This window comes from Mucilaginibacter sp. 320_HR, from assembly GCF_059691875.1.
This window is the reverse complement of the sequence record NZ_JCAWAI010000007.1, coordinates 19,257-42,278: the sequence shown is the minus strand read 5'-3', so window position 1 is coordinate 42,278 and position 23,022 is coordinate 19,257. Positions and strand designations below refer to the sequence as shown.

The following is a 23,022-nucleotide window of genomic DNA, read 5'->3' as shown; positions in this document are numbered from 1 at the left end:
TAATATTTTTTTAACATTAGATACTTTTTGTTGCATTAGCCGTCACTTAGACATTTTGTGGGATTGCGGGGATCAAAATCACACAAATGAAAAAAGCCGCTTCATCATTATGAAGCGGCTTATGCAAAATTTAAATTTAATTTAGCATTATCTTTTCCGTTATAATTCTGTCGCCAGTACCTCCTACATACTTGTAGTGAAGATCAAAAGTTTTAGTTGCAGGGTCATACGTGCAACTTCCGTTTGTTTGTATGGAGGGATTTGCCGAACCCGGCGCAGAAATTACAGTAACGGAGTTATCAGGATTAACAATCAACCACATGTAATAGTTGCTACCTCCCAAATCAGCTGCTTCAACACGTATAATATTGCCATTTACAGTTGTTAATGTTTTGTCCCGGTTTGTCCAAGAGCGGTTTATAGATGGATCCGGAAACTCTATCGTTCCGGTTGCTTTTGCTTCGCCCTCATAAGCACTTTTTATTCCAACTATGTAGTACACTGATTTGTAATAGTTTATCTGCTGTCCTTGAGCGTCGGTAATGGATATAGGGAGCATGTACTTAACACCAAGTGTAAGTTTGGATGTGTTTATATTAACAATATAGTCTGCTGTGGTTTGCCTGGCCGGTATCACCACCGTTGAGGTTGGTGCACTGTAAGCATCAGCAGGTAAACTCTCGTAGAGCTCATATTTGAAGTCTGATGAGTTTGGCAAATCGTTACCATCTTTTACCGCAGCTAAGCTATCAGCTACGTAAAGTTTGCGATGCTCAGCATTCAATGAGGTTAACGCTGCTGCATCTATGCTCAAAGTAACAGTAATATCTTTGTTGAGGGGCTTTGTGCCCGACAAGAGAACAGTAGTAGCTAAAGGCTGCGGAGTAGAGCTTATACTTTTAGACACTGCATATTTAAACCCTCCATTATCAAACATTGCAGGGCCGGCATGAGCAGCAATGGGTAATTCCACAGAAGTAGGGGCATTTTTGTAGTTGTAATTCTTGTCGGATTCCTTAGAACATGATAGCGCAAGACAAGCCATTAATGTTACAAGTGACAGATAAAGTTTAGTAGATCTTTTTTTCATTTGATTATAGCTAGTTATTAAATTTTGATTTGGCGCTGATCATTCGGGATTACAATAATCCCGGCTACAAAGAAGAGTATATCAAAAGCCGTAACACCCTTACTGCTTTTAGAACTTTTATAAAAATAGAGTCTCATTACTTGCCCCTGCAAACTCCGGCAGTCTACATTATGGGTATATGCCGAAATATAAGAGGCCCTTTTACTTCAAAAACCTTTACATAATCAACTTATTTCTTATCATATAGCCAAGGTTAATTGAGCACGCCACTTTTGTACTGTTCGCCAACGATGCTAAATGAGTACTTAAAGAACATTTTGCATAATGTTATAAGATTTGCCATCAATTATAAATCGATTGCGTCCCTATTGTCAAGACAAAAATAATTTGCGCACATCTGCTAACCTATTAGTGACTGTAATAATCAACCGCCACAGGTCACCGGAAGTCTTATAAGTAGTTTTTATACAGATGTTTAAAGGTTATAATCTTGCATTCCAGCATCAGAATGAATTAATTTTATCCAAAGGCTCCTTTAGATTTACATAGTTACTTTAGTGGGATAAAGATCGAGAAGAGGCAGGGTGAACTATGACTTAGGCTCTGAGTTAATGGCTCATATGCTGAAGAAGACCCTGCCCCTTTTCATCAACAAAAAACTCAAATAGAAATTCGGGCTGGAGACCCATTATTAAGGAGTCGAGTATGTTGATGATCCCGATCAATAAAACTTCATCATGTAAAATTTAATGCTGATAAGCATACAACTGAGCTGTTAATATTTTAAACTTCAATAACGAAGATATTTGGTCAATAGAGACCTAAACAACCTTTATGTTTTACAAAGCAAGCTGAGTAATTCACATCAGAGGTTCCCGATAATTTAGTAAAAGCCAAATCCCGAAAAACTCTTATGTAAGGTGTGAGTAATTGTTAAGATTTATTTAGCAAGACGTTTTTCGTCGCTATCTACGTAGTAGAAGATTGATCCAAAGAGCAGCATTACACCGCCAAAAAATACTGGTATCTTAACTGACCAGCTGCCGTTTATTGTTGTGACATTTGCTGAACCTCCGCTGTCGTCGGCATTTAAATGGTGTTTGTAAAAAATGTTCCCGAAAATGATTAGAGCTATACCAATCACAATTAAAAAAATGCTGAACTTTTTCATAATGTTATATTAGCCTACTGGGGAAACGCTGCTATACATACGGGCGTTTAGAGAGAGGTACTAATATTACATCAGTTACTTTATAAATGTTTTAACTGAACTGATCTATGTAATTTTCTTGCTTATAACAATTTCCCGCGTTTGACATACCTTCACGACATCAGCAACTGCCCAAAAAGTTTTATCAGCATATAAAAAACGGCGCCCTTACCAGGGGCGCCGTACGATAAACCAACTTCAACCAATCTCAATAACCCGGATTTTGTTTCAATTGCGGGTTTACATTGAGAATATCTTTACCTATAGGGAATATTTCTGTATGCTTATCGCCATCAGGCTGTTTGTCCCACCATGTTCCGGTGCTGAAAACACCCCAGCGGATAAGGTCAGTTCTGCGCCTGTTCTCGCCAATAAATTCCCTGCCCCACTCGTCAAGCATTTCCTGATCTGTTAACTGGCTGCCATCTAACTTGTATAAGCTTGGAGATCCATCCGGGTAATTACGGCGCCTTACCTGATTTAGTTGTGCTGCCGCACCGGATTTGTCGCCTTTGCGGTAAAGGCACTCGGCCAGTGTATAGTAAATTTCAGACAAACGTACTTCAGCATATGCGGAGGTGATCCGATTAGGGTCTGGCGTAGGATAAAGCGGGTATTTAAGTAAGAACACACCCGAATTGTGATCAGCATGGTTCATGTTCGATTCTTTGTCAGATATTTTTGTACCCGGCTTAGCATTCAGAAACATCCCCACCTGATCACGGATAAACAGCGGATAAGGGCCTTTATTGCCTCTTACGGTGTCGGCACGTTCAGAGCCGTTCACTGTACGTTTAAAAGGCAGATATCCATAAAGAAACATGCCCTCGCGCTTGCTATCACCCAGGTTGCGATACTTTTTCAGGCGCAGGTCATCCGGGTACCTCTGAAATTTAACGAATGGCTTTCCTAATTGGAAGCTGTACTCCACGCTATCAACATCACGTCCGGGTTGAAGCGCAAAACGTGGGTTAGCTTGCCCGAAGTCTGTAAAACCACAATATAACGGAGCGGCATCATACGTCATAGCGTTAAAGAACATGCCGCCATCATATTGCCAGTGTGTACGCGCCAGGGTGCCTGGAAAGCCATAGATCACTTCTGAACTTGTAGAGGTGTTAGTATAATCAAATGGCGCATCCCAGCGTGTATCAAGCGCGTAGCTGCCATATTTACCACCAATAATGTCCCTGCATACTGCTTCGCATTCGGTGAACTTCTCTACGCCGGTATAAACCTTAGCGTTCAAATAGAGCCTGGCAAGCAATGCAGCAGCGCCAGCTTTTGTCCAACGGCCGATACCTTTAGCGCCTAGCTGGTCGCGGGTAGGTAAACCCGGAATAGCCTCCGTCAGTTCCTTTTCAATAAAGGCGAATGTTTCTTGCGGAGTAGACTGTGGGTTACCTTGAGTTGAATTTTTTACATCGGTTACAATTTCGATATTGCGATAGAAATCAAATGCTCTTAGGTAGAACCAGGCCCTTAGCGTACGCAACTCCGACTTAAAGTCTGCCAGTTCCTCTGGTGTTACGCTTAGCTTAGCCGGATCCTGAATACCTTCCATATCCTGTAATGAGTTGGTAGAAAGTACAATACCCTGGTAGAGGTTTGTCCATACACCGCTGGTAAAAAAGTCGTTTGTGGTCCAGGTGTGGTAATGCATGCGCTGGTAATAACCGCCATCCTGCCAGTCCCCCTGGCGGTTGTACGTTCCGTACTCATCGGTACAATCCTCGTTTGCGGCGTAGTAATCATTACCTTGTATGCTCCAGTAACCATGTTCGAACGGACGAAGAAAATCTCTAATCACATCGTCTCGCCTGGTTAAAAACCCAGATGCATCCACCCGGTCGTATACATGTTCGTCCAGCTTGGTGCAGCTGCCGGCTAAAACTGCCGTCAGGAACAAACTGCTTATATATAGTTGATATTTTTTCATGCTGTTAAATGTTAAAATGTGGCCTGCAGACCAAGAATCAATTGTAACGTTGATGGATAATAGTTTAACGACGTATTTACGCCCGGCGTCAGTCCGTTACTGTTTATCAGGTCAGGATCACCTCCGGTATAAGAAGTAAACGTGTGCAGGTTTCTGCCAGCAGCGTAAAACCGTACAGATTTTAAGTACTTGGTATTTAAAGGCTGTGTATAACCCATTGCTACGTTATCAATTTTCACGAAAGAGCCCGATTCCAGGAAATAATCAGACGCGATGGTAGTTGTAGCTGAATTTTTTAGCTTGGAGTACTTGCTATTGCTGTCGTAAGCAGATTTAAGCACATTAGCGTCAGCCTGGGTTGACGGCGTGCCCAAATAGAATGCCGGTGTGTTAAACACTTTGTATCCAAAAGCACCGCGCAGGAATATGTTTAAATCAAAGCGTTTGTACCGGAAGTTATTGCTTAAAGAAGCGATGAACTTGGGCAGACCGTTACCAACATATTGCTTGTCATCTCTGGAAGCCTGGTTGGCCGGAACTATGCTGCCGTCTTTTCTGTAAACCAGCAGCGCTCCGGAGTCATCTACACCGGCAGACTTTAACATGTAAAACTCACCGATGCTGTGCCCTTCTTCGATACGCTGAATTTCGCCAGGTGACCCCGGTGCAGACAAACCTGCAACATCCTGGAAAGTTGCTCCCTTGTATAAAGTGTTTGAAAAAGAAATAAACTTGTTGCGGTTGTATGAAAAAGCAGTGCTGATGTTATAACTAAAATCGCGCTGTTTGACCACTGCTGCACTCAAAGTAGCCTCAATACCGGTGTTTTTCATGGTACCAACGTTTGTAAACGTTTGCGATTGAGGGTTAGGCGGAAGCGGCACGTTATAATAGCCTAGTAGATCTTTGTTCTTGCGTACGTAGAAATCTAACGAACCGCTAATCCGGCTATCAAATAAGGAGAAGTCTACACCAGCGTTGAAATTGATAGAACGCTCCCAGCTTAGGTCGGGATTTACGTTAGATGAAGGGCCATACACCTGGTATTGTACACCGTTAAATGGAAAATAACCAGCGCCACCATACAGTAGCAATGACAGGTAGTTGCCAAAATCCTGGTTACCGGTTATACCGTAGTCTGCCCTAACTTTTAAATCGCTGATCCATGGGGCCGAAGTTTTAAGGAAATCCTCTTCAGATACCCTCCAGGCAACTGATACAGCCGGGAAATTCCCCCACTTGTTATTGGCCCCAAACTTAGAGGATCCTTCGTGACGCAAGCTTCCGGTCAGGATGTACTTGTTATCAAAATCATAATTGAGTCTTCCAAAGAAAGCAATAAGGGTAGAACCATTTTGGGTTGATCCGACAGCGGATTGCCCCTGCCCTGCTGCACCGCCATTATACAAGCCGGAACCCAAGTTGTTCCACTGATAGATGTCAAATGGGAAGTCGTAGTTCTGAGCATAGAATTGCTTGTAATTGTACAGGGAATAAGAGTAACCACCAAGTAATTTAAAGTGATTACGGTTCACATCCAGCGAGTAATTACCTATCCATTCTAAATTTTTCTGATCGTTTTCCTGCTGTTCCTGCGATGCAAAATTGGTTTGAGTGGTTTTGTTAGCATGTACGATGCTGGAAAGAGTAGACGGTGTGAAGTTCATGTTCCGACCAGAACGGCTTATTTCAGAGATCGTAACAGTAGTGCTCAGGTTCTTCAGAATATTAGCCCTTAATGAGGCGTTGACATCAATCTCTTTAATTTCCGCGTCAGACTTGATCAGCTTGCCGTTTTCTACGGGATTGTTGGAGAAGAAACCAGTATTGATGTAGTTATAACCACCCGTTTCATCGAAAATAGGGTAAGTCGGGTTTAGTGTCAAAGCATTATTAAAGTTACCCTGATCTGAATTGCTGGTATTCATGTACCGTGGTGCAATGCTAAGCGTACCTACAAAGATATTGTCGTCTGTAGTGTGGCTTATGTTTATCCTTGCACCGTATTCCTTTTTGCGTGCCCTAAGGTCAATACCATCTGCATTGCGGTAATCTGCCGATGCAAAGTAGTTGGTTTTAGCAGTGCCGCCAGAAAGTTGCATGGTGTGCTTTTGGCTGAAAGCCGGCGAATTGGTTACCGCACCAAGCCAATTGGTACGTGCACCATAATCCTGTCCTTGCTTGTTCTGAACACGATTTTGTAAAAATTCCTCTGGTGACAGGTTTTCAAGGCGGTTAGTTACATAATCAAAACTCGCATAGCCGTCATAAAACATACGGGACTGTGAAGTTCCTTTTTTTGTGGTAATAATGATAACACCGTTGCTTCCGCGCGTACCGTAAATAGCTGACGCTGCACCACCTTTTAACACATCAATACTTTCTATGTCATTTTGATTGATGTTATCAATGTTACCGCCGGGAATGCCGTTTACCACGTAAAGCGGACTAAGTCCTCCGTTACGTGATGATACGCCTCGCAACTGTATGCTTGGTGATGAATTTGGGTCGCCGCTTGAAGTGTTGGTAATGTTAAGACCAGCCACTTTGCCCTGTAAAGACATTAAAGGGTTATTGGCAGATACAGGCAGCAGGTCTCTGCCCGATACATGCGTAATGGCGCTTGACACCTCACGCTTATCCAGCGTGCCGTAACCAACGCTTACCACTACCACTTCGTTTAGTGTATTGGCAGCCTGTGAAAGGCCAACGCTTAGCGTTGCTGATTCTGTTAAGGGTACCTCACGGGTGGCATACCCTATAAAAGTGAAAGTAAGGCTCTTTGCCGTTGGAGGGACATTTAAGCTATAAGCACCATTCACATCTGATGTGGTGCCGATTGATGAGCCTGTTACAACGATACTTACACCCGGCATTGGCGTGCCATCGGCAGCATCGGTAACCTTGCCGGTGATGGTTCTGTTTTGAGCCATTACAATGCTGCTAAGCATCATAAAAAGCATAAACGTACTTATACGAAGTAGAAATTTCTTTTGCATAAAATGGTTTTATTGGTTTATAAATTGGGGACTAGCCGATTGCATACGACCCGGCGAAACACGGCGCTTTAAGGCGGCGCCTTTCCACAGTTGGCGTTTTTCATTTAAAGATTTTTGAGGTAGATAACACCAGATCGCTCCGGCGCAGTTGGTTTACAGTGCAAGTAAGCTCGCCTGCGTGGCAATTACAAGACACCAAGAGGCCATCAGAGGAAAATCTAAAACAATAAAAAATTAACTGTTTATTAAACAGTTGTTTACAAAGAAAAATAAGGAGAAAAATCCAGAGGCATGCAGGCTAATCAGCAGCAAGTTTAATACCCATAATGCGTTGTTCAAACTCGTCTGCGGGTATTAAGGCCTTTGAGCGAAGGCGAAACCGGTAGGTATAAACCGTACTAACGGTATATTCCAGTATTGCAGCAATCATTTCGTTATTGCTGATCCCTAAACGCATTAACGCGAATATGCGCAGTTGGGTAGTAAGGGTTCCGGCTGTTTTTGGTTTAAGCTGGTCCTCTTCGGGCAGCATAGCGTTGAAAGCCTCTACAAAGTCCGGGAAGAGTTTTAAAAAGATCTGGTCAAACGTATGGAACAGCTCCCGGCGTTCTGCATGGATGTCTACCTTGTCTAATTGCCGTAGTGCTTCGTCAACGCTGCCCGATTTCACCTTTCGTTGTAAATTGTTCTTCAGCTTGTCCAACTTTACAATATGCCTGGAGAGCTCGCCGAAAAAGAACCCAATGTATTCTTCTTTTATCCGGCCTTCCTCCCAAAGCTTGGTATTTTGTTGAGCCAAAAGCCGGTTGTTCTCACGGATAACCAATTCGCCGGCGCGTACTTTCTTCAGCTGTACAAAAACAATAAATCCAACTAAACTGATAATTATAGTGATGACGATTACCGACGATAGAACTATTAAGAAGCGTTGCCTTTCACGCTGCGCCATCATGTCGCGTTCGGCAGATACAACCGATAGCAAACGGGCAACCTGGTAACGCTGCATACGGGCACCAAACTTATTGGCTTGCTCCATTGCCAGTTGCAAAAATGTATAAGCGTCATTTACCTTACCCTGCTCCAACAATGTGTTGCCAAGGTCCAGCATGGCCTGCGCCCGGTAAGTTGAAGTCCGTATATCATTGATAGCTGCAACAGCCAGAAGGCTTACCTTTTCGTCTCCCTTACGATAACGGCTTAGCCCCGTAACTACCATTGCTTTCTCATGCTCTGATAGCTTACGATTCATCAGTTCGATGTAATAACGCGATGGATGTGGCCCTTCCCCGGGATCTTGTTGCGCTTTTAATATAAGTTGCTCAAACGAGCCTTTATCTGTTAATGCAATAGCCGAATCGAGGTAGCGAAACTTTTTACCGCGATCTTCGGGGGCGTAAAAGCGATCTGCGTTGTACTTAGAAAGGTCTGACCAGGCCCAGGAGTAAAGGATATAATAGGATTTTTTAAGCTCCCGGTCCAGTACCGCCGGGTTAATCTCGCGGAGGCAATCAAAAGTTTCCTTGAACATGCCAGAGCTGATAAGTGTCCGGCCCAGGCGCAGGCGGTTCTCTGCGAGGCGTCTGCTATCGTTTAATTGGCGGCTTATTGATACGAGTTGCTGCGCGTAATAGAAAGTGGAGTCGAAGCGATAATCTTTAAAAGCTTCAAATAAGCCTAGTACAGCGTTGTACCTGTCTTCTAGTCCACTTGATTTATGGCTGTTGAGCTTTAACCTGAGTGCGGCTATTTCCTTATCCTTTTGCCCGTCGTATGTTTTTATTTTGGCAACCTCTGATCTGAGTACCTTAAGCAAACTGTCCCGGCTTGTGGCTGATGCATTAACGCTTAAAAGGGCTACTCCAATCAAGGTAAACAACAATAACTTTCTCATGAATTAAGCTTCGTAGGTAGACGATGCAAAGCTACGTCAATATGAATTGGTTTGCCGTCACTGCGTAAATTTTATAAAATTATAGCACGGCTATTCCGTCGCCGCGGCAAACAAGTGGCATATTATTGAACAAAAACAAGTGTAATTTACTGCCATGTTGTTAGCGGTCGGTCTTGTTATCGCCACCCTAAATTTCACATTGCAGCCGATCGGCAATCAGGGGTAATGCTAAACTTCTGAATCATAACCGGCGTTACAGGCGCATCATGCTTATTTCCTTTTAAGGCAAAGATGCCGATATAACGGGGTACAAAATCAAGTGTTTTACTAGCTACTTCCTTGAAAGGTCCATTGGTTCGGTCGCTGCCAGAAAACAAGAACCGATACAGCTTTTCATGCGCAACTATACGAATTGCAGTGTGCTTCAAATTGTTCAAAACATTATTGGCTTTACTGCTGTCCGGATAAACCACCACGTGGTGGGCAAATTCTTCGGGCTTGCTGCCAGACGATGATAAAGATATTGCCTGAATTATAATTTCGCTAGGCCTTTTGTAGCCTCCAAACAAATCGTTAAATGCTAATGATATTCTAACGCTTGATGCTCCGGATAATGTATCTTCCATTAAAAGCAAACCGGCTTGCTGCCACTCTGCCTGTGGTATAAAGTTTTCTATTTGCAGTTCTGCAATATATGAGGGCGAATTAATTTCCCGGTATAATAAATTGTCAACATGCGGCTTGGTAGCGCTATCCGGCCAATTATCGCCCTGCAGCGTGAATAATGTAAGCATGTTAGGATTTACTCCCCGTTTGTCCCAGTATTCATTATTGTTATTGAGTAACCGCCATCCGCGTTGTTTTAGTGCACTGCTGCTTACATTAGAAAAAGAGTCGGTAAACGGACGTTGAGTGCATCGCGACGCTGCAAAAAAATAAACTGCTAAAAGAATAACAACCAGCCCTGCTGCGTAAACCAATTTTAAAAAAGGTGTTTTGCTTTCACCCGATGATGAGCTAATTGTAGAAGTCTCCCTGTATTTGTACCAGTAGGGGTGATGACTTTCATTACTTTTTCTTGCAATTTCGTTCGTGTACGGGGCAGAGAGTACAAAGCGCGCTATTGTGTCGAGCGTTGCAATTGAGGGGTTTTCTTTCCTATCTGTTTCCTTGCTGAAGATTGCGATAGAATAATTTTTTAAACTGCGCCACCCTATTGCCAGCCCGGTAACATCAAGCATACGGGTAGCTAACAGCTTACTTTCCGCCTCGCTTAAAGGCCCACTCATTGGATGCCCAAAGCATTTCGCATACGCGTCACGGAATAGCGAAGAAAATATCAGCTCGTCTTGTTCTTTCATCCTTTAATTTCCGTTTAAAGTTACAATTCCTTAGAATTTCCGTGCTGCTACCGCTACTAAATACCAGTCGACGCGATGTTTGTCTCATCAAAAATCGACATGAAAATAAAACTTTACTTTCTAATCTACAGCCTGGCGTTAATCCCGCTCTTAAACAATGCACAATCATTGCAGCTTCACTATGATTTAAGACATGAGTTTAACGCGAAATTAAACCCGAAAAATTATCCAACATTATATTTTGAGTACTACAGGCAACTTGATTCGGGTAAAACTTTCATCAAACCTGGTTCATTTCTACTAAAAACGCAGGCAGACTTTGCTGGTGATCAAACCAATATCGGAAAGTATTTTATGCAGGTATCCCAGGAAGTGAGGTTTTGGCATCCTAAAATATTTATGACCTTGCAATATGCCGGCGGATTAGGTGTAACAACGCCGAAGGAATATAGCTACTACATAATAAACACTTATGAAATAGGTGCCAGCTACCATTTTAAGATTGCCAATGCATTCATAAGCAGCGTGCTGTTTTATAAATATGTCCCGTATGCTAAAGCAAGCCACGATTTCCTGTATACAATGTATTTCTACAAAGGCTTATGGAATTACAGAGCAGAGGTATCTGGCGACTTTTCTATCTGGACTGAGAACAAGAACCGTGGCGACGATTTCTCGAAAACACTTAAAGGCAAACGCTTTTACTTTTTTGCAGAGCCACAATTCTGGGTAAAAGTTGCATCGTCAATTTCTGTCGGCACCAAAATCAACTGCTACTATCATGTAAATTTCAATAATGATGTTTTTGAAGTATACCCAACAGCAGCTGTACGTATCAAGTTAAATTAATAGCAGCACGCTTAATTTCATAAATATTAAGCGTGCTGCTATTGTCCAAAGCTTGCCTGGCAAATTCAGGTTAAACTAACAGCTATGAACATTCTTTATGGTAATACGATTAGAAGCCACTGTCATCTAAAGCAAAGGTATTCTTACGATATTTCCATTTTCCTCGTGTAAAATCCGGGAACTTTTGCGGCATGTTACCATCTGCAATAGACTTTTCAGATAAAGGCGTTATCACACTCATGGTTAATGAATCATAAACATCTATAGGCGTTTGTTTCTTCTGTTTTACTGCCTCTACAAAGCCGTTAAATACAAACCAATCCATACCTCCGTGCCCTGCTCCCTCGGCGTACTTCTCGTACTTTTTCCATAGCGGGTGGTCATATTTCTCAAACCATTCGCTGGCTTTGTCCCACTGGTCGTTGTTTTTTGATTTACCTTCTATGTAAACAGCGTTGGCCACATCCATCCATATCCCCTCTGTTCCCTGCACTCTGAAACCTAAAGAATATGGGCGCGGTAAATGCGTATCGTGACTAAGCGTTACTGTTTCGCCGTTAGCACAGCTGATAGTAGTTGTGATTACATCGCCATTTTTAAATTTGATCTTTGAATTTTTACTACCAGGGGCAACCTTATCCAGGTAAGCATTTAGCCCGCGCGATTTAGTTGAGAATGATACCAGGTTTACAAAGCTGTTACCCCGGTTTATGTCGATATAATTCATAACAGGGCCTGCGCCATGAGTTGGATAAATATCGCCATCGCGGTCAATATTCCATTGTGTACGCCACTGCGATTCGCCCATGGTGGCCGGGCCAAACTCCCCTCCTTTTCCGTAGAAACTTTTTCCATCGTTAAAGAAAATACCGCGCAGGTCGTGCTGGTAGCCGCCTTCAAGATGTATCAATTCTCCAAAAAGCTTCTGCCTGCTCATGTTTAAAGCGGCCATTACATCGCGGCGGTAACAAACATTCTCCAGCGTCATGTACGGCATCTTTGTTTCGTCGTATGCCTTTAATATATCCCAATGATCCTGCTCTGTAATACCCGCGATAACTTCACAGCCAACGTATTTACCGGCGCGCATGGCATCAATAGCCTGATCTTTATGAAACTGCCATGGGGTAGCAATTATAACACCGTCTATATCTTTCCTGTCCAGCAGCTTTTTATAAGCATCCAATCCTCCCGTGTATTCAGCAGGCAACTTCTTTTGTGCTTTAACAAATTGCTCCCTGCAATATTTCAGCGAACTTTCCTGTATGTCACAAATGGCTACAATATCTACATCATCGCGCAGCAAACCCTCGCCTATATGGTTACGACCACGGAGACCAACTCCTATATAACCCAACCGTACTTTGTCTGCATTTTTTGCGAATAACGATCCGGAAGGTAAGATGGTTAATCCCGCTATTGCCATGGCTGAATTAGCTACAAATTGTCTGCGATCCATAGTGTGTATTGTTTGTTGTGATGTAAATATTATGTGTTTGTAGATAACAAGTTGTTGTTCATTTCCTTTGCTATTATTTCCTGCATAGCAGCCGAACGCTCATCAAGTAATTTCAAGAGTTGCAGCTGCGCCCTTGCCCTTTGCAGGTTATGCCCTGCAAACCTGGTCTTAAAGTAAATATCTCCGTTAAGATGATCTGTTAAAAACCTTACGGCCTGCATGTAAGGCAAAAGAAGAACGCCTTTTACAAGAGAGTTAACTTCGGCAACCGTTAAGAACTTAGCCGCCGATGTAAGATAGCCCTTTGTATAGGCAACAAACAGGGGCATGTTGAGCTGAATCTTGTTCAGGTCAGCCTCATCTTCTGCCGCAGTATTTATAATGGTACGAATAGCATCGCCAAAGTCGTAGGCCACATAGCCGTCCATAACAGTTTCTAAATCAATCACGCATTGCGCCTCATCATTGTTGTTAAGCAGCACATTATTAAACTTAGTATCATTATGGATTACCCGCTTTGGCAATACTGTAGCCTTATCTGGTGCCTGGAAGTACTGCATTGCCTCAGCATAATCATTAATAACGTCCAGCTCAGCGGCGACGCTTTTCAAACGGCTAAACGCATCTGCTGCGACAGCCGTTTGTAATTGTTGTAAACGTTTTTGAATATTGTGAAAATCAGGAATCACTTCAAACATCTCCCCTGCCGGAATATCTGAAAGCATCTCCTGGAACCTGCCAAAGGCCTTACCGCCTTCAAATGCCTGTTTGGGCGTTTTCACAATATCATAGGTTTTGGTGTTTTTTAAGAAATACAGCATCCGCCAGTAATTGCCCTCGTCATCCTTATGAAAGAACCGTTCATCTTTCGCTGGCACAAGTGTCATTACCTCTTTAAGAGGGTCACCATCTCCGCGTTCAATCATTTTGCGTTTAAGATGCGCAGTTACCTTGCTCATATTTTGCATCAGTTCCTCCACATTGCCGAAGATGCTATGATTTATCCGTTGCAGCAGGTAATCTTGTCCGTCTGTATCGGTGTTTATGAGGCGGTACGTGTCATTAATATGCCCGGAACCGTATGGGCGGCACGATTGTATATCTGCAGAGCACTCAAACTGTTTCACCACCTCTAAAATGTTACTGGTACTTTGCATTTATAATAATAATTGATCTGCGAGCGTAAGCGCACCTAAGCTCCAGCGGTTTGCTGCCGCTATGCTATGGCAAGATAATAATTTGCAGGTAATTGGCACGAGTTGCCGGTAGAACAAGTTTGAAGAGCAGAATCATTAATATACAGAAATATTTGTACAAATACAAATATTGGTGAAAATAGCTGTTTTTATTGATGTAAAAAAGTGTGGTTATTGCTGGTAAATAGCCTGTTACACAACTGTTCAATATTTGGTGATACAAAATTTACTGAACAGATGAACACCTTTAGAGCGGATAATGACTGCAGATTTTGAGACCTTGTGACAGCCAATTTAAAAAAGTTATATTAGTGGAAACGGTTTAGGTACTTTTAACGTTAAAGTGATTACTTATGGTAAAATTATTTGTCGGCGGGTTTCCGCTGGATATTGAAGAACTTGAACTGGCTAAGATAGTTGCGGTATATGGTGATATAAGTACCCTCAAGATCGTTCGGGATAAAAAAACAAGGGTATGCAAAGGTTACGCCTTTATTGAGATGGTAGACCGTGCAGGTGCGGAAGCTGCCATGGAAGCGCTGGACGGTACTTCATTCGCAGGTAAAGTGCTATCTGTTAAGATAACAGAAGAACCTGCTGTAACACGCCCTAAGCCTGGTAATTTCCGTCCGTCTCCTAATCGTCCTCCCCGCCCTACCGGCAGCGATGACCGTCAGAAACGCCCAAGAAGGACCATTAACTAGTTAACTGCTGTAATAGAATACTTCACACCCGGCCTGGTCTCAAATGAAGTTACATAGCCAAAGTCCGTCTTTTCCACTTTACTAGCAGCTCCTTTTACAGCGATTCTTCCGGAGGTACGTAGCTTGCAGGTGCCTCCTTTTAAAGATAATACAGTTGCAGATTGTAGCTTCTTTCTAACCCAACTCATATCTACCTGGAAGTTTCCACGGGCTTTTAAACCTCTAACGGTTCCGGTTTCCCAGGCATCAGGCAGTGCTGGCAACATGTAAATGTCGCCTAACTGGCTTTGCAGCAGCATCTCGGTCATACCAGCGGTACCGCCAAAGTTGCCATCTATCTGAAACGGAGGGTGCGAGTCAAACATGTTCGGGTAAACGCCTCCGCCATGATGAATGTCTGTTTGCGCAGCCGAATTGGACTTCAACAATTCGCGTATAAGCTGGTAAGCGTGGTTGCCGTCTAATAACCTCGCCCAAAAGTTCAGTTTCCAGGCAAGGCTCCATCCGGTGCCATCATCACCCCGTATCTCCAAAGTTTTTAAAGCAGCTTTAGCAAACTCTGGCGTGGCTATCGGAGAAATCTGTTTACCAGGGTACAGCCCAAACAGATGCGAAACATGCCTGTGGTGCGGGTCTACGTCTTTGAAGTCTTTATACCATTCCTGCAGATTACCTGCTTTGCCAATATGCAGCGGGTATAGTTTGCTTCTCTTCTCTATTAACAGTTTCCTGAACCCGGCATCGTTTCCTAATTGTTCTGATGCATCTATCAGGTTCGTAAACAGGTCATAGATGATGGACATGTCCATGGTAGTAGCAACGGACACTTCACCCTGGCGGCCTTCATCGTCTATATAATCGTTTTCTGGTGATACAGATGGTGCTGTAACCAAATACCCATCTTTATCTTCCACAAGCCAATCAAAACAAAACAATGCGGCTTCCTTCATTATAGGATAGGCTTGTTTTTGTAAAAAGTCGCGATCCCGGGTAAACTGGTAATGTTCCCAAAGATGCTGGCACAGCCAATTTCCACCCATAGCCCAGTTGGCCCATTTAGGATCACCATTGCCTATGTCGCCCACTGGGTTTGATTGCGCCCAGATATCGGAATTGTGGTGTGCTACCCAACCGTTTGCATTGTAAAACTGCTTTGCCGTGGCTTTGCCTGTAACTGACAGTTCCTTGATCAGCCCGAACAATGGCTGGTGCATTTCTGACAAATTGGTGCTCTCAGCAGGCCAGTAGTTCATCTGCGTATTGATATTGATGGTGTAGTTAGAACTCCATGGCGGACGCATTTCGTTATTCCATATGCCCTGCAGGTTGGCAGCTGTTCCGCCCGGCCGGGAGCTGGAAATAAGCAAGTAACGCCCATACTGAAAATATAATGTCTCATAATCCGGATCGTAAGCGCCTGCGGTGTAGCCGTTGATGCGTTCATCTGTAGGCAATACGGCATTGGGCGTTGGCTTACCCGGGGCAATGTTTAACGATACGCGGTTAAAATAATCCTGATAATCTGAGATGTGTGCCTTTCGCAGACTTTCATAACCCTTAGCTGCTGCTTTGTTAAGATACTCCCTTGCTGTGCGGTGTTCATCTTTATTAGGGGTGTGGTCAAAACCACTAAAGCTGGTAGCTGCAGATAATAGCAACGTTACCTTCGTAGCGTTTTTCACTACTATCCCGTTGTTGGTAGTTTCAACAGTTCCGCCATTATTTATAGCTTTTATTAACAACTCGTAGCGCATACCGGCGCTCTTAGCTGTGTCCTGATAAACTATATGGTCCCGCTTAGGGTTGTAATAACTAGGGTCGGCGTGAACGGGTGCTTTACCACTCAGCCGCAACTCACCAGAGCCTTCTTTTACCAAAGTAAAATGCACCAGACTTCTAGAATTTACTGTGAAGTTTAATTTGCCCGGCTTGTCTGCTGTTAATCTGAGTACCATCACCTGATCAGGTGCTGAGGAGAACGCCTCACGATGAAAGCTCACCCCATCAGCTGTAAAATTGGTGTTGGCTATAGCTGTTGTAATGTCCAGATCACGATAGTATTTAGTTGCGTTTGTATCTTTTAGTTGCTGCTTTATAAAAATGTCCGCTAACGGCAGGTAAGATTCGGTAAACAGTCCTTGCATCTTTTTGGTTAGTCGGCTAGCCTCCTTATAGTCGTGCTTGTTTAACAATGCATCCCTAACCTGCGCCAGATACTTTGGTGATTCGGGGTTCACATTACTCTTAATTGGCCCGCCGGTCCAAAAGGTGCTTTCGTTTAATTGGAGGTGCTCGTTCGCAACCCCGCCAAACACCATCGCTCCTAACCTGCCGTTCCCAAGCGGCAGGGCTTCCGTCCAAACTTTAGCGGGTTGTTTGTACCACAACTTCATTGGGCGCTGGGCAGCGACTATCAACGGCAAAAAGCCGAAAGTGATACATAGGAGACGTTTCATAAGGAATACTTGTCTGGTTTACAATTAAATCAATAATACGCAATTATATCTTTCAGGCAAATATTAGTTATCATATCTCGAAATAGATTAACTATCCTTCATATCTTCTTTACTGTCAATTAACATCGTTAATGTTTATTGCAGCTATGAAAAAACTGCTACTTATTTTCTGTCTGTCGCTGGTTACAGTTACTATTAAAGCGCAGCAAACACCAGCCATCAGAATGCCGTCAATTAGCTCCGGCCATGTTTCTTCACAACCGTTTTTATTTTCTATAAATACCCTTACTCCTGAAATGACCAAATGGAGCATGCAATATTCCGGAAGTTATGGTGAACGTGCTGTTACACCGTTCGGGTTCAACGGTGTAGACCAACAGCTAGCGGTGAAAGGTTACCTGGGAAACAGGTTTACGCTGTTTGCAAATGCATCGCTCGGCTTTGCTCGTACGGGCGGTGTAAACAGCTACCAGCAGGTAGAGGTACTGCGCGACTTTGTAGGTGGCCGTAAAGCTTTTGGAACGCGCCTGGGACTGGGCCTGGGCGCCAGCCGTGACTGGTCAAACGTAAAATCGCTATTTAGCAGACTGACAGTGTCATTTAATGCAGCAGCGTGGAAAGTTGGCGGTAATATGCGTTTTGAAAAAGCCTTTGATAAGAACAGAGATAATATAGATCTTATTAGCAGCGTTGGTTTTCACCACCGGATAAAGGGTGCTTTTTTTGGAGGTATTGAAGCTGTTGGGCAAGACCTTGAAGGCTTTTGGGACCCGGAAGAGGCTGAGGGCGGAGCAAAGTTACTGATTGGCCCATCGCTTAACGTTGCGCCTGTGGGTTCCAAGCTTAACTTTTCGGTATGCGGCGGGCCTATTTTCTACGCAACACGCAGCAATGTCGCGCCATCAGCGGCTATCAGAGATCTGCCATCATCAAACGGCTATACTGTACGTGTGCAGGCATCGTTTGCACTCGGCAGATAAGAATTACTTAGCTTCTTCAGCTTCTTTCTTAAGAATGGCGGCTTCGGCTTTTTCAACTACTATGCTCTGCCGCAGCAGTCCAAAAAGACTCATATAAACATTGGCTATCCAAACCAGTGCAAAACCTGCTATGAGATACCCCTTCCAGTCTGGCAGAAGTAAATGAAACTTAGTTATAAAAAGAAAGAAAAGAGTAACATAGTGGCTAAAGCAATATTCGCAGGTAAATAGATAAAAAAACTTGCGAGCAAGCAGGCTGCGCTTGTCTTTTGTTTGTTTAACGCAGTAGTCGCGTGGTTCGCGAAATACTTCCTCGTGGGTTACTGTCCACGCAACGCAGGCGATAGGTATAGCGAGCAAAAAAAGCCAGGTAATTTGAGTGGTAAGTTCCATTACACTTAAACCTGCAATTACATTACCTGTTTGCTGTTAAGTAACATTTAACTTTTAAGGTATGTATCAAATTTAAGCTATCCAAATAAGTCAACTCTTACTTTAACTTACTCCCTGTTTACAAATTTGTGGAAGGTGCTTTGCTCTCCATCAGCTTTCTTGTCCTGGTATAAAAAGTCGAGTTTGTTGTCGTCAAAGTTCTCGAAGAAGTCGTCCCAGCTAATTTCTTCAAACTTGTCGTCATTATCGCTATTCTTTGGAAAGTGTATGCGCAGCACGCCGTCCGCATCATCTTTACCTGTATCCTTTATTTTAGCTGGCACGCCACCGCGTGATTCAGCCCATTTCTGAATTTTCTTTTGATCGGTTGTTCTTACTGACTCGCTCATAGCTACTATAATTAGATTAATAATGTAGAATAACAACGCTACCGCAATCGATGTTTGAAAATTTATTAACTTTTAGTTTATTTGTTGATTTTCGCAACTACTTTTACTATTGATAAGCATAGTAGTTATGCAGATAAGATGTTTATCTGCTAACTTGCATCATTATACCTAATCATTATGGAACATAAAGCTAGATCACTCCGGCCTTTCATTGGATCAAAAGACTTTAATACGTCAAGGAGCTTTTACCGCGACCTCGGTTTTGAGGAATTTGTCATTTCCCCCAACATGTCAGTATTTAAAAGCGGGGCAATGGCCTTTTACTTGCAAGATTACTATCTAAAGGACTGGATTGATAATACAATGATCTTTTTGGAGGTAGATGATGTAAGCCGCTTTTGGGACGAATTGGTTGTTCTTGACCTACCTTCAAAGTATCCCGAGGTAAAGCTTACTCCTATGAGGATACTGGATTGGGGCCGCGAGTGTTTTGTGCATGACCCTGCAGGAGTGCTGTGGCATTTTGGCGAGTTTAACAGCTAGTACATAGCGGCCGGCTACTACAAATACTTTATCAACTCCGAATTTTACAAAAAAGGCGCTTCCAAATGGAAGCGCCCGATTATAGATAGGTAGTGTAGAGTTTGGTTATTGTTTTGGCGGTACCAACTGCATAAACGTTACTATGCTGCTGGCTTCGTAAGATTGTATGTCTCCGGTTGGGCAATGGATAGCGTAGTTACGAAAAGTTAAATTGCGTTCGGTATCCCTGTTTTTCCATCCTGTGTTCACGTTGGTTTGTATCCAATCCATATACTGCGATTGGCCACCATCATTTATCAGCTGCATAATATATTGAGCGAAGATTGTTTTCAGCACTCCTTGCTCATTAAAGTCACCCTCAGCAGGCAACAGGCCGTACGTGCCCATTTTGTTCCTGGTGTAGTCGGCAACAAGCTTTGCATCGTTCAAATAACTTTGGTCATTTGTTTCTTTAAAGAGCGTAACAGCAGCGCCTATAGCAGTACCCTGATTATAGGTATAGTCTTCGTAACCTGCCGGGTTGTTGCCGATTTTATGGTCGGCTATACGGCCGCTGGCATCCATTAGGTTAGCTTTAGCCCATGCGTACACAGATTTTGCTTTAGTTAAATAAGTTGCATCGCCGGTAAGCTTGTACAAGCGCACTGCCGCTATTACGGTTGGATAGTTGATACAAGCGTTTTTGCCGCTATGCTTAAAATCCCAAAACATGCCGCCATCAACCGTATCGAACGAGCCATTCCATACTCGTTCAAAACCAGACTTTGCCTTTTGCAGGTACACGTCGTTACCGGTAAGCTGTTTGGCACGGGCCAGCGCCATTACCCACCACATCATGTCGTCGTAAATGAACCAGGTAGTGGTATTATCCCAGTTATAACCGTCGTATTGGTTGTAGTTACCCTGGTATATGTCGTTGATCATGGTCAGTTGCGCTGGATCTTTGGTGCGCTCGTATACGTTCATGGCCATGTCCCAGTAAATGGCCTGTGTCCAGATAGCTGCCACCCCGTCCCGCCTGGTACTGCCATAATAGAGCTTTTTTGATGCATCGTAGAAGTAACGGTTAAATGCGGTATAAGCGGCGGTTGCATCAGCGGCAGTGAAGCTGGTTGGTGTTATAACAGGTGGTGGAGTAACCGGCTTATCCCCTCCTGGTTTAGTGCCGTCGTTTCCCTTGCTGCACCCTAGTGCTGTAATAAACATGCTTATTGCAAAAATATAAAGTACTTTTCTCATAGGTAGATGAATTTATTTATCGTTTGTGAGTGAATAAGGTGCGTCGGTCGGCCTGGTACCGCGTTGTTTGTTGGGCTGAGACGACATACCAAAGTTGAGTACAGCACCTTTCAGCAATGCGGGGTGCCTTAACCAATTATAGGTGTACGGTTTACCATTCACATTAAGGCTGTTTACATACCGGTTTCCAACACTGTTTTGAGGCGCGTTAATGTTGATAGTTTTGCCGTTCTCCAGTGTGAGGATTACTTTTCTGAACAACGGCGCACCAATAACGTATTGGTCGCTGGCAGGAGTTACGGGGTAAAAACCCATTGCCGAAAACACATACCAGGCAGAGGTCTGGCCGTTATCTTCGTCGCCGCAGTAACCGTCAGGAGTCGGTTTATACATCTTATCAATTACATCACGGACGTGCTGTTGTGTCTTCCAGGGTTGGCCTGCGTAATTGTATAGATAGGTCATGTGCTGTATTGGTTGATTGCCATGCGCGTACTGGCCCATACCTGCAATCTGCATCTCCCTTATTTCGTGAATCACTGAGTGATAATAGCTATCATCGAATACGGGCGGCAGTGTAAATACCGAATCTAGCTTAGTTACAAATTTTTGGTTACCACCCATCAGGTTGATAAGACCTTGTACGTCATGAAAAACGCTCCAGGTGTAATGCCAGCTGTTTCCTTCGGTAAAGGCATCGCCCCACTTAAAAGGATTAAACGGTGTAGCAAAACTACCGTCCTTGTTCTTGCCACGCATGAGCCCGGTCTGCGGGTCAAAAAGATTCTTGTAATTTAAGGCTCGCTTACGGTATATCTCGGTCTCAGATGCAGGCCGACCAAGTGCTTTACCCAATTTGTAGATCGCGAAGTCGTCATAAGCATATTCGAGCGTACGGGCTGCGTTCTCATTGATATTAACATCGTATGGCACATAACCAAGCGAGTTATAGAACTCCACTCCCCTGCGGCCTGTAGCGTCGGGACCTGTGTTATTGGCACCGTGCAGTAGCGCTTGGTATAAGGTGTTAATATCATATCCCCTTCCGCCTTTCAGGTAAGCCTCTGCTACAACAGAAGCAGAGTTGTTGCCTACCATTATATCTGCATAACCAGGACTGCTCCACTCTGGTAGCCAGCCGCCTTCTTTATAATCGTTAATAAGGCCCTCCTGCATTTCTTTGCTCATGGATGGGTAAACCAGATTTAGGAAAGGGTATAACGCCCTGAACGTATCCCAAAATCCGGTACCTGCAAACATATACCCGGGTGTAACCTTGCCGGTGTAAGGGCTGTAGTGTACAATTTGATTTTTAGCATCAAACTCGTACAACCTATTCGGGAAAAACAGCATGCGGTACAGGCAGGAGTAAAAAGTTCTAATCTGGTCGGTAGTGCCGCCGTCCACCTTCAAGCGGCCGAGCGTTTTGTTCCAAGTATTCTTTGCTTTTTGTTGGGTAGATGCGAAACTTTCTGTTCCGATCTCGCGCTTGAGGTTAAGTTCGGCTTGTTCTATACTGATGAACGATGATGCCACACGCAGATGAACCTTCTCGCCCTTAGTGGTTTTAAAGTTAAGGACAGCGCCGGCATGATCGCCCGTATACTCCAGCTTGCCTTCATCAACATCTTTGTTATGCCAGGCCGATGCCGTGAACGGCTTATCAAGGTAGATGACAAAGTAGTTCTTAAAGTTCGCGGGTACCGCGCCGCTATTGCGTGTGCTGTATCCTACTATCTTGTTTTCGCCAGGAATAACTTTGACGTAAGAACCTTCGTCAAAAGCATCGATCACAATGTGTGAGCTATCACTCTTCGGGAACGTGAACCGGAAACTTGCCGCACGCTCCGTAGGTGTAATTTCTGTAGTGACGTCGTAGTCTGCCAGGTACACACTGTAGTAATAAGGCCTGGATACCTCTGCCTTATGCGAAAACCAGCTGGCACGTTCAGCATCTTCCAGCTTGATCTTGCCAACTTCAGGGAAGATAGAGAACTGTCCGTAATCGTTCATCCATGGTGAAGGCTGATGGGTTTGCTTAAAGCCAACTATTTTGTCGGCGTTGTACGTGTATTGCCAGCCACTCCCCATCTTGCCTGTCTGCGGTGTCCAGGTGTTCATGCCCCAGGGCAAGGCAATTGCCGGGTACGTATTTCCATTGGATAATGAGGGCTTAGAATCAGTACCCATCAACGGATTTACCAGATCGGCAAGGCTAGCAGTGTTGGTTTGTGCCGATGACAACAATGGCAGCAAGGCGAGTACAATTAACAGTGTTCTTTTCATTTATATAGATGTAGACGGTTATAGTATTTACGACCAAA

At 43.8% G+C, this 23,022-nt stretch carries 17 protein-coding genes; 4 read left to right on the top strand and 13 right to left on the bottom strand.

The genetic code is table 11. The features are described from left to right. Window positions 1–136 precede the first annotated feature (136 nt). From AC59GT_RS20055 to AC59GT_RS20030, 6 genes are all read right to left on the bottom strand, one after another. Window positions 137–1,090, bottom strand: coding sequence for a BT_3987 domain-containing protein (locus AC59GT_RS20055; RefSeq protein WP_497239310.1), 954 nt, complete (start codon window positions 1,088–1,090; stop codon window positions 137–139). Window positions 1,091–2,030: 940 nt separating this feature from the next. Next, a complete protein-coding gene (locus AC59GT_RS20050) occupies window positions 2,031–2,261 on the bottom strand; it encodes a hypothetical protein (RefSeq protein ID WP_497239309.1) in 231 nt (76 codons plus the stop codon). Window positions 2,262–2,508: 247 nt separating this feature from the next. After that, the gene (locus AC59GT_RS20045) at window positions 2,509–4,239 is read right to left on the bottom strand and encodes a RagB/SusD family nutrient uptake outer membrane protein (protein WP_117381036.1); all 1,731 of its coding nucleotides are present in this window, start codon (window positions 4,237–4,239) and stop codon (window positions 2,509–2,511) included. Between the two features lie 11 nt (window positions 4,240–4,250). Beyond that, entirely contained in the window at window positions 4,251–7,238 is a 2,988-nt protein-coding gene (locus AC59GT_RS20040; RefSeq protein ID WP_497239308.1) for a SusC/RagA family TonB-linked outer membrane protein, read from the bottom strand. A 298-nt stretch (window positions 7,239–7,536) separates the two neighbouring features. Further along, window positions 7,537–9,129, bottom strand: a complete 1,593-nt coding sequence (locus AC59GT_RS20035; protein WP_497239307.1) for a SusR-related protein — start codon at window positions 9,127–9,129, stop codon at window positions 7,537–7,539. 194 nt (window positions 9,130–9,323) lie between these two features. Then, window positions 9,324–10,490, bottom strand: a complete 1,167-nt coding sequence (locus tag AC59GT_RS20030) for a hypothetical protein (protein ID WP_497239306.1) — start codon at window positions 10,488–10,490, stop codon at window positions 9,324–9,326. Window positions 10,491–10,589: 99 nt separating this feature from the next. Between AC59GT_RS20030 and AC59GT_RS20025 the strand changes: the two genes are divergently transcribed. Beyond that, window positions 10,590–11,339: a DUF5020 family protein gene (locus AC59GT_RS20025; RefSeq protein ID WP_497239305.1), complete on the top strand. Its 750-nt coding sequence runs from the start codon at window positions 10,590–10,592 to the stop codon at window positions 11,337–11,339. Between the two features lie 109 nt (window positions 11,340–11,448). On the opposite strand, the gene AC59GT_RS20020 is transcribed toward AC59GT_RS20025, so the two are convergent. Then, on the bottom strand, window positions 11,449–12,798 hold the full coding sequence (locus tag AC59GT_RS20020) for a Gfo/Idh/MocA family protein (protein ID WP_497239304.1): 1,350 nt from the start codon (window positions 12,796–12,798) through the stop codon (window positions 11,449–11,451). Between the two features lie 29 nt (window positions 12,799–12,827). Continuing rightward, window positions 12,828–13,955, bottom strand: coding sequence for a phosphotransferase enzyme family protein (locus tag AC59GT_RS20015; protein WP_497239303.1), 1,128 nt, complete (start codon window positions 13,953–13,955; stop codon window positions 12,828–12,830). 392 nt (window positions 13,956–14,347) lie between these two features. Here AC59GT_RS20015 and AC59GT_RS20010 point away from each other — a divergent pair, with 392 nt between their 5' ends. Next, window positions 14,348–14,698, top strand: a complete 351-nt coding sequence (locus AC59GT_RS20010; RefSeq protein WP_497239302.1) for an RNA recognition motif domain-containing protein — start codon at window positions 14,348–14,350, stop codon at window positions 14,696–14,698. Here AC59GT_RS20010 and AC59GT_RS20005 read toward each other — a convergent pair. Continuing rightward, a complete protein-coding gene (locus tag AC59GT_RS20005) occupies window positions 14,695–17,154 on the bottom strand; it encodes a glycoside hydrolase family 95 protein (RefSeq protein ID WP_497239301.1) in 2,460 nt (819 codons plus the stop codon). The genes AC59GT_RS20010 and AC59GT_RS20005 overlap by 4 nt on opposite strands. A 146-nt stretch (window positions 17,155–17,300) precedes the next feature. Here AC59GT_RS20005 and AC59GT_RS20000 point away from each other — a divergent pair, with 146 nt between their 5' ends. Continuing rightward, complete coding sequence (locus AC59GT_RS20000) at window positions 17,301–18,134, top strand: hypothetical protein (RefSeq protein WP_497239300.1); 834 nt, start codon at window positions 17,301–17,303, stop codon at window positions 18,132–18,134. A gap of 3 nt (window positions 18,135–18,137) precedes the next feature. Here the strand turns inward: AC59GT_RS20000 and AC59GT_RS19995 are convergent, their stop codons facing one another. Further along, window positions 18,138–18,527, bottom strand: coding sequence for a hypothetical protein (locus AC59GT_RS19995; protein ID WP_497239299.1), 390 nt, complete (start codon window positions 18,525–18,527; stop codon window positions 18,138–18,140). Window positions 18,528–18,634: 107 nt separating this feature from the next. After that, complete coding sequence (locus tag AC59GT_RS19990; RefSeq protein ID WP_497239298.1) at window positions 18,635–18,916, bottom strand: hypothetical protein; 282 nt, start codon at window positions 18,914–18,916, stop codon at window positions 18,635–18,637. Between the two features lie 177 nt (window positions 18,917–19,093). On the opposite strand from AC59GT_RS19990, the gene AC59GT_RS19985 reads away from it, so the two are divergent. Next, entirely contained in the window at window positions 19,094–19,459 is a 366-nt protein-coding gene (locus AC59GT_RS19985) for a VOC family protein (RefSeq protein ID WP_497239297.1), read from the top strand. A 105-nt stretch (window positions 19,460–19,564) separates the two neighbouring features. On the opposite strand, the gene AC59GT_RS19980 is transcribed toward AC59GT_RS19985, so the two are convergent. Together AC59GT_RS19980 and AC59GT_RS19975 are read right to left on the bottom strand one after the other, a co-directional pair. After that, window positions 19,565–20,698, bottom strand: coding sequence for a glycoside hydrolase family 76 protein (locus AC59GT_RS19980; protein WP_497239296.1), 1,134 nt, complete (start codon window positions 20,696–20,698; stop codon window positions 19,565–19,567). Between the two features lie 12 nt (window positions 20,699–20,710). Further along, entirely contained in the window at window positions 20,711–22,984 is a 2,274-nt protein-coding gene (locus AC59GT_RS19975) for a GH92 family glycosyl hydrolase (protein WP_497239295.1), read from the bottom strand. Window positions 22,985–23,022 lie beyond the last annotated feature (38 nt).

Coding starts and splice junctions, on each gene's coding strand:
- AC59GT_RS20055 (WP_497239310.1), bottom strand. CDS start 1,090: ATGAAAAAAAGATCTACTAAACTTTATCTGTCACTTGTAACATTAATG.
- AC59GT_RS20050 (WP_497239309.1), bottom strand. CDS start 2,261: ATGAAAAAGTTCAGCATTTTTTTAATTGTGATTGGTATAGCTCTAATC.
- AC59GT_RS20045 (WP_117381036.1), bottom strand. CDS start 4,239: ATGAAAAAATATCAACTATATATAAGCAGTTTGTTCCTGACGGCAGTT.
- AC59GT_RS20040 (WP_497239308.1), bottom strand. CDS start 7,238: ATGCAAAAGAAATTTCTACTTCGTATAAGTACGTTTATGCTTTTTATG.
- AC59GT_RS20035 (WP_497239307.1), bottom strand. CDS start 9,129: ATGAGAAAGTTATTGTTGTTTACCTTGATTGGAGTAGCCCTTTTAAGC.
- AC59GT_RS20030 (WP_497239306.1), bottom strand. CDS start 10,490: ATGAAAGAACAAGACGAGCTGATATTTTCTTCGCTATTCCGTGACGCG.
- AC59GT_RS20025 (WP_497239305.1), top strand. CDS start 10,590: ATGAAAATAAAACTTTACTTTCTAATCTACAGCCTGGCGTTAATCCCG.
- AC59GT_RS20020 (WP_497239304.1), bottom strand. CDS start 12,798: ATGGATCGCAGACAATTTGTAGCTAATTCAGCCATGGCAATAGCGGGA.
- AC59GT_RS20015 (WP_497239303.1), bottom strand. CDS start 13,955: ATGCAAAGTACCAGTAACATTTTAGAGGTGGTGAAACAGTTTGAGTGC.
- AC59GT_RS20010 (WP_497239302.1), top strand. CDS start 14,348: ATGGTAAAATTATTTGTCGGCGGGTTTCCGCTGGATATTGAAGAACTT.
- AC59GT_RS20005 (WP_497239301.1), bottom strand. CDS start 17,154: ATGAAACGTCTCCTATGTATCACTTTCGGCTTTTTGCCGTTGATAGTC.
- AC59GT_RS20000 (WP_497239300.1), top strand. CDS start 17,301: ATGAAAAAACTGCTACTTATTTTCTGTCTGTCGCTGGTTACAGTTACT.
- AC59GT_RS19995 (WP_497239299.1), bottom strand. CDS start 18,527: ATGGAACTTACCACTCAAATTACCTGGCTTTTTTTGCTCGCTATACCT.
- AC59GT_RS19990 (WP_497239298.1), bottom strand. CDS start 18,916: ATGAGCGAGTCAGTAAGAACAACCGATCAAAAGAAAATTCAGAAATGG.
- AC59GT_RS19985 (WP_497239297.1), top strand. CDS start 19,094: ATGGAACATAAAGCTAGATCACTCCGGCCTTTCATTGGATCAAAAGAC.
- AC59GT_RS19980 (WP_497239296.1), bottom strand. CDS start 20,698: ATGAGAAAAGTACTTTATATTTTTGCAATAAGCATGTTTATTACAGCA.
- AC59GT_RS19975 (WP_497239295.1), bottom strand. CDS start 22,984: ATGAAAAGAACACTGTTAATTGTACTCGCCTTGCTGCCATTGTTGTCA.